Origin of the sequence: Sporosarcina contaminans, from assembly GCF_042679045.1 — a bacterium.
Lineage (GTDB): Bacteria > Bacillota > Bacilli > Bacillales_A > Planococcaceae > Sporosarcina > Sporosarcina contaminans.
Window position 1 is genome coordinate 36,691 of sequence record NZ_JBHTLT010000027.1, and the last position, 13,048, is coordinate 49,738.

Sequence of the window (13,048 nt, forward strand, 5' to 3'; positions counted from 1 at the left end):
ATAGATGCACCATAGGTGTCGTTGCGCCAAAAACTTCATCCGTCAATCTAATCGTCTTCCCATTTGTCAGTTGTGGTACAGCGTACAATGTGGTCCATGCTCACTATACGTTTTGCTTTCTTCGGATAACGTTCTCCCGTCGAGTTGTTCGATGTAATAGTATAGAGCCAATCCCGTGATTTAATTGGAAAGACTTCCCTGAGAAAACGCTGAGGAAATTCTCACCAATCTCTCATTTATTTCACAGCGTTCTTTAAAATAGCGGAGGTAAGATAAATCCATACCAAGAACAAGGGAGATAAAAAACATGAAAAAACTTTTCGCAACTACATTGAGTGCAGTACTATTAACAACAGGCGGCTTCGGCGCAGCAAACGCCCTTCACACAGATAAGGTAGAGGCAGCTACACCAAAATATGAATCTACATATGCAAACCACGATGCACGTTATCAATCGAGCATCACAGCAAATGAACTTAAACAGCTACCCGAATACGCAACTGTCGCTTCTAAAATCAATGTGAACGGATTGACAGCAAAAGTGACGGAAAACAATTCGAATAAACGTATCATCCTATTCACTGATGCGCGTGGACAAGGCAAATACAAATCCATCTTTGTGAAAAAGACGAACAGCTTGAAAGTCATCGATTTCCGCGGAGGCGAAATCTTCTTCGGTACAGTGAAGTTAGCTGAAGCTGTGCCGGGAACTTCAACCGAATCAACTCCCGAAGCAACGAAACCAGAAAGCAAGCCGGTTACGGACCAAAATAGTACTCTTGCTGAATATGCAAAGCTTTCTTCCGTAGTAAATGTGAAGAATTTCAACATGCAAGTCGTTGAAGACAATGCAAGCAAACGCATCATTACCTTGAAAGACCAAAACGGACGTGTACAGTACAAATCAATCTTCATGAAACGTACAAACATGTTGAAAGTCATTAATACGAGAGGCGGACAAGTCTTTTACGGTTCTGTGAAATAAAATTTTCTTTAGGCAAACAGCCGCATCGGACAATTTCGATGCGGTTTTTTTGCTGATGAATTAAGGGGAAAGAGACTGAGCTGATGACGAAGCATATACGGTGGGTGACGGTTGCCGTTTAGTTACTTGGGTTTTTATTCACGTTAGGTGATGCGGTGGCTATCTCTTTTACGATCGATCATGCTGCTATTATCGCGTATGTTATAGACAAGGGAGATTTATATGCGGAAGAACCCTGTACATGCAGCTTTTCAAGCTTCTATAATGGGGACGACACGGTCGATCGGAAAGGATAATCATACTCGATGTTTTTCTTACCACCGATTCGACCATATCTATCACCCCCACCTCCAAGGATTTACAGCGATGATGAGACATCACCATACTAAAAACGCTGACTCTCCTGACAATCACCGTTTCTTCTATTATACAAGTATCATCCAAAGCAGCATCGTAACGACAATCGTTGTAACGCCTTGCAGCAAAGTCGCCATCGTCTGTGCTTTGTAGGCGTCTGTCACTTTCATGCCGCTGAATTCAGTGACGACCCAGAAGAAGCTGTCGTTGACGTGGCTGACCGTCATGGCACCTGCCCCTACTGCCATGACGACAAGCGCGAGCGGGATGGCGCCTTCAATTCCCATCACCGGCAATAACGGAGCAATAAGTGTTGAAGCAATGACCAATGCCGCCGTGGAAGAGCCTTGTGCTGTCTTTAACGCTGCGGCAATGAAGAATGGAATGAGCAGGAAGAAAGCACCGTTTGCCATTGATTCGAAATTCATGTCACTAATTAATTCGGCAACGCCAGAATTAGAGATGACTTTTCCGAATGCACCGCCCGCGCCGGTAATCAGTAAGATTGGCGCTGCCTCTTTCAATCCATCCCCGATCCAGGACGTCAAGGTCTCTTCATTCCATTTCGGCAATAAAAGGAATGCAGCAAATACGCCAAAGAGCAAAGCGACTGTCGGAGCTCCTAAAAACTGCAGGAAATTAGACATGCCACCTTCATCCATCGTTAACTTTGCTACAGAGCCGATCCCAATAAGAACAATCGGCAGGACGATTGGCAAAAACGCTTTGAAGGTTGATGGCATTTTACCAAACGATTTGACGATCTCATCATAATCAAGTCCTTCATCTACTGTATCTTCTGGAACAGAAATTGTCGTTCCAACTTTGACCGCCCATAAATATCCGACAATTACTGCCGGAATAGCAACAATCAGCCCGATAAGGATGAGCATACCTAAATAATTTTCAGCTCCGATATTTCCGGCAGCCGCAATCGGACCGGGCGTTGGAGGAACTAACGTATGCGTAGCGTAAAGCCCTGTTGCAAGCGCTACCGCCATCGATGCAATCGCTACTTTCGCCCGCTTTGCTAAAGCTTTTTTCAAACTGGATAAAATGATGAAGCCCGAATCACAAAAGACCGGTATCGACACAATATATCCAATGAGCGACATCGCCAATTGGGGCCTTTTTTCGCCAATTAACCTCAAAACAACTTCTGCCATTCGATAAGCAGCACCCGACTTTTCTAAAATGACGCCGATAATTGTTCCAGCTACAATGACGAGCCCGATATTTTTCATTAACCCGCCAAAACCATCATTCACATTTTCCACAACTGTCAAGAGCGGCATGCCCGAAGTGATGCCTACAAAAAATGCACCGAATAGCAACGATAAAAACGGATGGACCTTAAATACCGCTGTGAACACGACAATTAAAATGACACTTAGCAAAATCATGAACAACAACATTCCCTACACCCCTTTTCATTGATAGATGACTCGTTCCATCACTTTCTTAGTCCTCTCTTTTAAATGAACAAAAGCTTCTTCCATTCCATCTTCTCGAGAAATGCCTCCATCCACAATCGCATGAATTTCCGTAAAATATGGAGCTACCTCACTTCGGCTTTCTTCATCGATCATTCCGGAAATAAGAATTGCCGGCTTGCCTTTTTCCCGTGCAGCTTGAGCAATCCCAATAGGTGTCTTTCCAGACAACGTTTGCATGTCTGTCTTCCCTTCCCCCGTCAAAACAAGATCAGCATCGTCCAAATACCTGTCAAATTCGATCGCCTCTAACACTACGTCAATCCCCTGCCGCATCACACAATTGAAAAACGCTTGGAACGCTCCCCCTGCTCCACCCGCGGCACCTGCTCCTTCTTTATTGTGGAGAGCAATGCCCGTCTCTTTTTCGATCAAATCTGCAAAACGCTGCAAACTCCGATCCAATAATGCAATGTCTTTCTCTGTTGCACCTTTTTGCGGTCCGAAAACTGCAGAAGCCCCGTTAGGTCCGACAAGAGGATTGCTAACATCGCATGCAACTGTGAATTCACACTGTGCAATACGGGGATCCCAATTTTCCATATGAATTGAAGCGATTTTCTGTAAAGCACCTCCCCCTTTTGAAAGCTCTTCCCCTTTTTGATTCAAAAATCGAATGCCAAGCGCTTGCAGCAAGCCTGCTCCGCCATCGTTCGTCGCACTTCCGCCAAGACCGATAATAAAGTTTCGATAACCTGCATCCATTGCATGAGCAATCAGCATGCCGGTGCCATATGATGATGCGACAATCGGATCCAATTCATCCGTATGTAAACGAGTAAGACCTGACGCTTCGGCAATTTCAATGACACACGTTTTACCATCTCCAAGCACTCCGTACGATGCCATTACCGCCCTGCCAAGAGGATCCTCCACGCTAACATCGACAAATCTTCCACCTGTCGCGTCAACAAGGCTTTGCATCGTTCCTTCTCCGCCATCCGCCGCCGGCAAAAGGATTGTTTCAATTGCCGGATCTACCTCGCGAATCCCCTCCCTCATCGCACGGGCTGCTTCAATTGCTGTCAAACTGCCTTTGAATGAGTCTGGAGCTATAATGACCTTCATCTGAAACACCTCTCTACTAATCGCATTCTATGGTGAATGAACATCAAATCTTCCTAACTATATTAAATTATATGATAATTCTTGAGAAAGACAGTATACTTTAAGTATAAATATGACTTGAAATTTACAATGAAATTTATGCATGGAGGATAATTTATTGATTACAAAGCAATTGGCAGAGGAGATTGTTCATCAGACAATGGTCCGTTTAAATAAAAACATCAACATTATGGATACGAACGGAATGATTTTATTTTCAGGAGAGACAGAGCGTATCAATCGGATTCATGAAGGAGCAGTCCATGTTATGCAAACCGGGCAGCCGCTTTGGATAACTGAAGAGAATATAGAGGATTGGCATGGTACAAAAATCGGTGCGAATTTGCCGATTCGTTTTAAAAATGATTTGGTCGGTGTCGTTGGAATCACTGGTAAAGCTAACGAATTAAAAGACGTCGCAACACTCGTCCAATTGACGACCGAAATGATGGTGCATCAGTCACTCATAACATCTGAGGCAGAATGGAAACGAAAAATAAAAGAATTAGTCTTTGAAGAATTGACGAGTGACAAAACGTTTTCCCCGCTCGTCGTTGAGAGGCTCTCCTTATTGGAGTTCAAAATGGAAGGACCATATTTAATAGTATTCATTCAAACGAAAAACTTACCGCCTTCACCTCAAAGAATGATCGAGCAGCTGGAGGAAATTTTTGAGCGAAACACCGCTCTCATCGGTTATTCAAAATTCAATGAGCTGTTTCTACTTCTGTCGGACGTGAATCCTACCGTTTTAGAAATGAAATTAAAGAAAATCCTGCACCTTTTCCAAAATGATGAAACCGTTAAAATTGGCATAGGACTCATCGCAGAAGAATTAATGGGGATCCCCGATTCTTACCGATCCGCCAAACAAGCAATCCGCTACGGGCATGATGCACAGGAAATTGTTTATTATACAGATATTGAATTGAGATCTTTGCTGCAAGAAACGTCCATTGAAAGCCGCAGCCACTTCTCCAACAGAATCTTGTCGGGATTAAATGAACAGATGATCATAACATTACAATGCTATTACGACAACAATCAATCCGTCCTTTTAACTGCTGATCGACTCAGAACTCATCGACACACAGTAACGAATCGACTTAGAAAAATCAAAGAAATGGCCGGGTTAGACCCTACAAACTTTCATGATGCAGTCTTATTTTACATTGCACTTCTGTTCATTAAAACAACGCCTCCAACGACTTAATCATTGGAGGCGTTGCTTATTGCATCCATTGCATACAAACAAGGAATACCCCGGTCAGCAGCATTGCAATATGCCCGATGCATATTTGTGGAAACCTTTCTTTCTCATCATCAAACATATTACATGTCTTGCAAGTAAAGAATCGCTTATTCAACAATCTCAACCTTTTAATGCTTCCTGAACGGCAGCCGGGTTAAACCCTAAAATCCACTTGCCGTTCAATTTCGTTTGTGGAACGCCCATTTGGCCAGTCTCCTCGACTAACTTGCGTTGCGCTTCTTCGTCCTCCTGCACATTCACTTCAGTAAATGGAATGTTTTGCTCTTCCAAATAGTCTTTCATCATATTGCAATACGGGCATGTGCTTGTCGTATAAACAGTTGCTGTAGCCATTAAGCATCACTCCTTTTTTATTCTTACTGATACTATACCTTCAACAACATGTAACACAAAACAAATTGTTTTATAAGAAAAAAAGACCCCTTCTATTAAGAAGGAGCCCATTGATTACAAGTAAACGATTGCCGCTAATACAAGCGCCAATATAATACGATAAATGGCAAACGGCACTAATTTAATGCGCGAAATCAGCTTCAAGAAAAAGCGGATTGATAGTAATGAAAAGACGAACGCGCTTAAAAACCCGACAATATAAAAGGAAATATGGTCCATCGACATATACTCCCAGTTTTTCACGACGGAAACAAGACTCGCCCCCGCCATAATTGGCACTGCCATAATGAATGTAAAATCCGCAGCAGTTCTATGGTTCATTCCAAAAAGAACACCGCCCGAAATAGTAGCACCCGAACGAGAAAATCCTGGCCATAACGATAGACATTGCACCATTCCGACCGTCAATGCCTGTTTATATGTAATTTGGTCCAAAGATTGCACTTTCGGCTTTTTAGGGCCAAAACGGTCTGCCACAAGCATTAAAATCGCTCCCGCAATCAAAGCAAAAATTACTGTCTTGACGCCAAACAAGTAATCGTCGATTAAGTCTTTCAGCGCAAAGCCGAAAACGACAGCGGGCAGCATGCCAATGATGACATGCATTAAATTAAAACTCTCACTCATCTTTTGACCATCAACTTTATACAATCCGACTAAGCTGAAGAGCCGCTTCCAAAATACAACAACAACCGCCAAAATCGAACCTAATTGAATGACAATTTTAAATGTAATGGCAGGGTATTTCCCTAAAAATTCTTCCGTTTTCAACCACATATCATCAACGATAATAAGATGTCCGGTTGAAGAAACAGGGGCAAACTCCGTCATCCCCTCAACAAATCCTAAAATCAACGCTTTCAATAATTCAAATAAATCCATAGTTCACTAAGCTCTCTTTCTGCGGAAACGGATGTACCAAATTACAGCCGCCAAACCGCTAATTGCCAACACGCCATACGCAACGGTTGAATAAATATCCATATAATGAACAATGACTTCCCAATTATCGCCAACCGCAAATCCTGCGTAAACGAGTATGGTATTCCAAATAAGGCTTCCGATAGTCGTCAGCAAAATAAATAAGAAGAAATTCATATTAGCCATTCCCGCTGGAACTGAAATAAGGCTTCGCACAAGCGGCACTAAACGACAGAAAAACACAGTCCATGGTCCATATCGGTCAAACCATTTTTCCGCCCTCCGAATATCCTTTTTCGTTAAACGAAGTACAGAACCCCATCGCTCTACAATTTTCTCTAATCTGTTCACATCTACAAACAAGCCAATACTGTACAACACCATCGCACCTACTACCGAACCCGCTGTAGCGGCCAAAACAACACCAGTCTTCGTCATATTTGTAAAGGTCGTTGCAAATCCGCTGAACGTTAAAATAACCTCAGACGGAATTGGGGGAAAAACATTTTCAATTAATAATAACAAACAAACGCCAAAATACCCATACTCTCCTAAAATTTCCCCAATCCAATTGTCCATCAAGCTCTCCCTATCCATTGTAATAAAAGCGGCAACTATCCGCAATTAGCCAAAGCCTCTAAACCGATAGGACGCCTCCCTTATACGTTAAGTTGCACGTTTACATAATTGAGTGTACGTCCAAAAAAACACAAATATGATCACAACTTATGTGGATAACTCCCCCGTACCCTTACTTATTCACAATGTATTGTGGGTAAAACAGTTAATATGTTCATAATTTCCGAAAAGACAAACTCTTTGTACAAGTTATCCACATGTGAATAAACATTATCCCTTCCAATTGACATTCCCAAGCTATTTACATTACTACAGAACACTATTACACCTCGAAAAAAAATCTTACCACGCCAACCCACTACTCGGAAACGCACAATGCCACTCACACCACTCATAAACACATCCAAAAACTCATAAATCCATCCAGACACTCATAAACCCATTTAAAAACGCATAATTCACTCACACCACTCATAAATTCACCTAACTCACGCATAACCCACACAAAAAACTCATAAATTTCTCCACATCACTCATAAACTCATCCAGAAACCCATAAATCACTCGCACACAAAAATGCCCACCATCCAGATTCATCAATCTGAACAGTAGGCAATCTATCAAAGTAAACTCTCCATCAGAAACCGATTGATCTTCTCGCCGAGCGCTCATGTCGAATTGTAAATTTCACAGTCTCTTCCTGATTTACAGGCACATGAACAGGTAAGATAATTTTATCGCGTTTTTTCTCCCATTCATGCGTTGATTCATCTACAGTCCATAGATGGCCGGGTACTTCTTGCCGAACCATCGCCTCGACAGGAATCTCCTTCGTATTGCAAATTTTGTATTCGTATTCTGTATATTCGTATCCACCCTCCTTATATTTTCCTGACTTCTTGCTTTGCACCTCAATATCGCAAGCCTCTCCCGATTTTAAGCGAACTTTTTGACCGACTTCTGTATGTGAGATGCGATGTTCTCCTATAAATTCAGCACTGCCGTCATCTGGATTTGTACGGTACATTTTAAATATACCTTCCGGTAGATCGTAGCCTAAACCATTTTCGGCCGTGTTGTCGAATTCAATGTAAATATCTGGATTATCGGTTTGAACATTAATTTCATAAATGATCCTTGCCTTAGAGCCATTTGAAGAAAGAAGCCGGAGCTGTTTCTCCTGTCCATCTTCAAGAGTAACCGGATTTGGAAACGTGTATGTGTGGAAATTTGAATAGGTTTCCGTTTTATTTTGTTTTTTAGATGATAATTCCGAGCTTTTTTCATCCGTCAGATTCCCTGCTTTATTCAACTTCCCTGAAATTAGACGTAATTTCGCATCCGAAAAATCAGCACCCGAATAATTCGACATCGTTAGCCAACCAGAAAGATCAAAGCTGTCGCCGTTTAATGAAATAACATAATCAGCTTTCCACGAAACGCCATCCGTCAAATAGGAAACACATACTTCTTTTTTCCTTTGATCAGACATTTTCCAAACCAATGTTGGAATAAGGTGTAAGTCATCTTCAAGATTTGGAAAACGTAATTCACCTTTCGGGTTCACAACGATTTCCTTCGTCTCTACATCTTGCATAATAAGAGGACCGCTCATGCGCAAAAGCGTGTAAGGACGGTCCGCTTTTGAATACGAATCACGAACTAATAACTGACGCCCTATATATTTCTCGAATAACTTGCGTTCATCTACCAAATCATATGCATATTCAAGCTCTTCTACTTCAATTCCTTCTACAATGATTGAATCATGCTCCAACCGGCGAGCAACGTTCTCAAAATGGACGATGCCATCCTTGTCGATCGGGGGAAGCTGTCGACTGTCTTTCACCAAAGCAAATCCGTCGCTATAGACCGTTATGGAACAAGTATCTGTTTCCGTTCTCATGACTTTCTTCGACAATTTTAGTACCTCCTATTCAATTAATGTCATCATAACCTGTTCTTTAGCATTTCCACTTTTGTTACATCTATCTCCGCTATTCCCTCTTCTCCAAAAAATAAAGCTCTCCGTTTAAAAACGGAAAGCTTTCTATCACTAAACTTTATATTAATTGCATGAAATATCCTTCACATTAAGCTGTTCTTCCTTACTCATACCCACAAGCAATCTAATTGTATGTCAACAAAATATCTCTTAGGTGACCATATTGCAAAACCAGAGAAGAAACAACTAACCGTTTCTTCTCTGGTTCCATTTACAAGGTATTTTGAAATAAGCTGAAATGAATCAAATCCCTAATTCCTGCCCTTTCATCTGTTCACGAAGCGCAGCTTTCAAAAACTTGCCGACAGATGTTTTTGGAATTTCATCAACAAATACGACTTGATCCGGCACCCACCATTTTACAAATTGACCTTCCAAGTAGTTGAGCAGCTCTTCCTTTTTAGCGTCATCCGCTACTTTCCCTTCTTTCAGCACGACACAGGCAAGCGGTCGTTCAGACCATTTTTCATGTGGCACTGCGATGACCGCCGCTTCAAACACATCTTCATGCGTCATTAAAGCATTTTCAAGGTCTACAGATGAAATCCATTCTCCTCCGCTCTTAATTAAATCTTTCGTGCGGTCGGTCAATTTCAAATAACCAAACTCTGTCATGACCGCAATATCCCCCGTATAGAGCCAACCATCTTTAAACGCTTCAGCAGTTCGTTCATCCTTATAATATTCGCTTGCAATCCACGGTCCACGGATTGTCAATTCACCCATCGTTTTGCCGTCCCATGGAACTTCTCCGTTTTCATTGACAACTCGGACTTCAAGGCCAGGCATAATAAGCCCTTGTAATGCACGGATGTCTACCTTTTCATCCATCGTCAATTCTTCCATGCCTGACGTGAAGACGGATAGACTGACGAGCGGAGAAGTTTCAGTCATTCCATAACCAACGATAAACGGCACGCCATGCCTTTCCTCAAACGCTCGGATCAACCCTTTTGGCGAAGCCGAACCACCACAGACGATTGCCCGTAATGAAGAAAGGTCCCTCGGATTCTCATCTTGTTCCTTCAATACAGCAAGCCAAATTGTCGGTACACCCGCTGTAATCGTCACTTTCTCTTTTTCAATTAAATCCAACAGTAGCTGCGGAGTGAAACCTGGTCCAGGCAATACTTGTGTTGAGCCGAAAAAGACCGCTGCAAATGGCATACCCCAAGCATTTACGTGGAACATCGGCACAACTGGCATGACAACATCAGATTCCTTCATGCCCATCGCATCCGCGAGCCCTAATGCATAACTGTGCAGGACGATGCCGCGATGGCTATATACGACACCTTTCGGATTGCCGGTCGTTGCAGATGTATAGCACATTCCCGCTGGCGCGTTTTCATCCAAATCTTCCGGGTACTCGAATTGATCGGAAGCTTCCTCTAACAACGCTTCATACGAATAGACATTTTCCAACGACGTTTCGGGAATTTCCTTGCTATCTCCCATAATGATATAATGCTTCACAGTCTTCAAAAGTGGAGCAAGCTTTTCAAGATGCGGAAATAAATTATCATCCACGAGTAAGATTTCATCTTCCGCATGATTAATGACATAAGCAATATGCTCCGGAGATAGGCGGATATTCACCATATGAAGCACTGCCCCTGTGCTCGGCACGCCGAAATACGCCTCAAGATGGCGGTGATGGTTCCAGCCAAACGTACCGACTTTCATTCCCTTTGTCATTCCCAACTTTGTTAAAGCATTTGACAGTTTCCGTGTCCGCTTCGCAAAATCACGGTACGGAATTCGGTGAATCGTATCTGGGCCAGTCCTTGAGATAATCAGTTTATCCGGAAAAAATTGCTCAGCCCTTTTAATGAAAGAAGATAGTAACAATGGTGTTTGCATCATATTAACCGCTCCCCTTTTGATTGCTATATTTTGTAAAGCATGTACAACCACTCACTAATTGCCAGCAACGCAGGCCTTCTCCCTGTCAGACCAATCCAAGTTATGCATGGCCATAGCCATTTATTCCCCATCATTCAGCCCTAAATTTTTGGCAATGATCACCTTCATAATCTCATTCGTTCCAGCGTAGATGGATGAAACGGGAATATCTCGATATCTTCTTGCAATCTTATACTCTTCCATATAACCATAGCCGCCATGCAACTGCATACATTCCATAGAAATATCCCGCGCCGTCTCAGTAATCCAATACTTCGCCATAGACACTTTCGTAACGACATCTTTGCCTGCTAAATGGTCCTCAATCAGCGATTCCAGAAAAGTTTTCCCTAATTCAATTTTCGTTGCCATCTCGGCAATTTTAAACTGTGTATTTTGAAATGTTGCGATTGGCTTTCCAAATGCTTTTCGTGACTTCACATAATCGATCGTCAATTCAAGCATATCTTCCGCCGCAGTCTGAGCTGCAATCGCAACAACCAACCTCTCTTGCTGAAGCTTCTCCATTAAATAACGGAATCCTTTTCCTTCCTCCCCTATTAAATTCTCTACTGGAACTCTGCAATCCTCAAAATACAGCTCTGCAGTATCTTGCGAATGCATGCCGACCTTGTCCAACTTTCTTCCTTTTGTAAAACCCGGGGTCCCTTCCTCTATGATGAGCAAGCTGACGCCCTTATGCTTCGGCTGTGCTTTCGGGTCTGTCTTGACAGCGACTAAAAACAAATTTCCGTTCACACCATTTGTAATGAACGTCTTTTGCCCGTTCACAATATAATAATCGCCGTCTTTCAACGCAGTCGTTTGGATATTGGCCAAATCCGACCCTGTACCAGGCTCCGTCATTGCTACAGCTGTGATGAAATCTGCTGTAATGCACCCAGGCAGCCATTTTTCCTTTTGCTCTTCTGTTCCATACGCCTCAATATAAGGAACGACGATGTCATTATGCAAACCAACGCCTGTCAACCCCGCGCCGACCCGCTCCATCTCTTCCCCGATAATGACGCCGTAACTAAAATCCAAGCCAAGTCCCCCATACTTTTCTTCGACTTGCGGACAGAGAAAGCCCATTTCACCCAATTTCCTCCAAAACTCAACCGGAACGAGCCTTTTTTTCTCCCATTCCTCATAATTAGGGATCGCTTCTTTCGCCAAAAATTTCTTTAGTGTGCTGCGAAATAATTCATGCTCATCCGTTTCATATCGATAGCGAGCCATTTTCTAATCCCCCTTATTTCGGCTGCATCCGAATTGCGCCATCCAATCGGATTACTTCGCCATTCAATAATGGATTCGTTACGATGCTTTCGACCAATTTCGCATATTCTTCCGGCCTTCCGAGCCGATTCGGGAATAATGTCAACGCCTCCAAAGATGCCCTTGCCTGCTCAGGCAGACCTCCGAACAATGGCGTTTCAACAAGCCCGGGTGCAATTGTCATCACACGGATGCCATATGGCGCAAATTCCCGCGCAATCGGCAACGTCATTCCGACAACTCCCCCTTTCGATGCACTGTAAGCCGCTTGCCCGATTTGTCCCTCGAAAGCAGCTACCGAAGCTGTGTTGACAATAACCCCACGCTCGCCGTCCGAATTCGGCTCATTTTTTTGCATCGCAGCGCCTGCTACTCGAATGACATTGAATGTGCCCGTCAAATTTACACGAATCACTTGCTCAAACCGCTCAAGCGCCATTGGACCACCCTTCGATACGACTTTCCCCGGTGTAGCTATGCCCGCACAGTTGACGAGTGCATTGACTGAATCCCACTTATCTACTACCTTTTTCACATTCCGCTCCACTTCCTCAGCGTTCGCAACGTCTGTTTTCAGAAAGTAAGCATGTTCATCACCCAATTCAGACAACAACACAGCGCCTCTCTCTTCATTCATATCAAATATGGCTGCTTTTCCGCCGTTGGCAACAATGCGTCTTACTGTCGCTTCTCCAAGACCGGAAGCTCCACCCGTTACAATTGCGATCACTTCATTGATTTCCATCTCA

Annotated in this window: 11 protein-coding genes; 2 read left to right on the top strand and 9 right to left on the bottom strand. The window is 43.1% G+C overall.

Annotation, left to right across the window (positions count from 1 at the left end; translation table 11 throughout):
• Nucleotides 1–307: 307 nt before the first annotated feature.
• Nucleotides 308–985: a hypothetical protein gene (locus tag ACFQ38_RS05555; RefSeq protein WP_381480002.1), complete on the top strand. Its 678-nt coding sequence runs from the start codon at nt 308–310 to the stop codon at nt 983–985.
• Nucleotides 986–1,410: 425 nt separating this feature from the next.
• Here the strand turns inward: ACFQ38_RS05555 and ACFQ38_RS05560 are convergent, their stop codons facing one another.
• Nucleotides 1,411–2,757, bottom strand: coding sequence for a GntP family permease (locus tag ACFQ38_RS05560; protein WP_336823567.1), 1,347 nt, complete (start codon nt 2,755–2,757; stop codon nt 1,411–1,413).
• Nucleotides 2,758–2,772: 15 nt separating this feature from the next.
• Nucleotides 2,773–3,903, bottom strand: a complete 1,131-nt coding sequence (locus ACFQ38_RS05565) for a glycerate kinase (protein ID WP_381480003.1) — start codon at nt 3,901–3,903, stop codon at nt 2,773–2,775.
• Between the two features lie 157 nt (nt 3,904–4,060).
• Here ACFQ38_RS05565 and ACFQ38_RS05570 point away from each other — a divergent pair, with 157 nt between their 5' ends.
• Nucleotides 4,061–5,155 carry a CdaR family transcriptional regulator gene (locus ACFQ38_RS05570; protein ID WP_381480004.1) on the top strand — a complete coding sequence of 365 codons (1,095 nt, stop codon included), beginning with the start codon at nt 4,061–4,063 and terminating at the stop codon, nt 5,153–5,155.
• A gap of 159 nt (nt 5,156–5,314) precedes the next feature.
• On the opposite strand, the gene ACFQ38_RS05575 is transcribed toward ACFQ38_RS05570, so the two are convergent.
• The 7 genes from ACFQ38_RS05575 to ACFQ38_RS05605 all read right to left on the bottom strand — a co-directional run bounded on the left by ACFQ38_RS05575 (nt 5,315) and on the right by ACFQ38_RS05605 (nt 13,044).
• Nucleotides 5,315–5,548: a glutaredoxin family protein gene (locus ACFQ38_RS05575; protein ID WP_336823570.1), complete on the bottom strand. Its 234-nt coding sequence runs from the start codon at nt 5,546–5,548 to the stop codon at nt 5,315–5,317.
• Nucleotides 5,549–5,662: 114 nt separating this feature from the next.
• Nucleotides 5,663–6,490 (bottom strand): undecaprenyl-diphosphate phosphatase, encoded by an 828-nt coding sequence (locus ACFQ38_RS05580; RefSeq protein ID WP_336823571.1) that lies wholly within the window; start codon nt 6,488–6,490, stop codon nt 5,663–5,665.
• A gap of 6 nt (nt 6,491–6,496) precedes the next feature.
• Nucleotides 6,497–7,108, bottom strand: a complete 612-nt coding sequence (locus ACFQ38_RS05585; RefSeq protein ID WP_336823572.1) for a DedA family protein — start codon at nt 7,106–7,108, stop codon at nt 6,497–6,499.
• Between the two features lie 637 nt (nt 7,109–7,745).
• Nucleotides 7,746–9,029 carry a DUF4139 domain-containing protein gene (locus tag ACFQ38_RS05590; RefSeq protein WP_336823573.1) on the bottom strand — a complete coding sequence of 428 codons (1,284 nt, stop codon included), beginning with the start codon at nt 9,027–9,029 and terminating at the stop codon, nt 7,746–7,748.
• 327 nt (nt 9,030–9,356) lie between these two features.
• Nucleotides 9,357–10,979, bottom strand: a complete 1,623-nt coding sequence (locus ACFQ38_RS05595; RefSeq protein ID WP_381480005.1) for a long-chain fatty acid--CoA ligase — start codon at nt 10,977–10,979, stop codon at nt 9,357–9,359.
• 120 nt (nt 10,980–11,099) lie between these two features.
• On the bottom strand, nt 11,100–12,260 hold the full coding sequence (locus ACFQ38_RS05600; protein WP_381480006.1) for an acyl-CoA dehydrogenase family protein: 1,161 nt from the start codon (nt 12,258–12,260) through the stop codon (nt 11,100–11,102).
• Nucleotides 12,261–12,273: 13 nt separating this feature from the next.
• Nucleotides 12,274–13,044 (bottom strand): 3-hydroxyacyl-CoA dehydrogenase, encoded by a 771-nt coding sequence (locus ACFQ38_RS05605; protein WP_336825522.1) that lies wholly within the window; start codon nt 13,042–13,044, stop codon nt 12,274–12,276.
• Between the last annotated feature and the right edge of the window lie 4 nt (nt 13,045–13,048).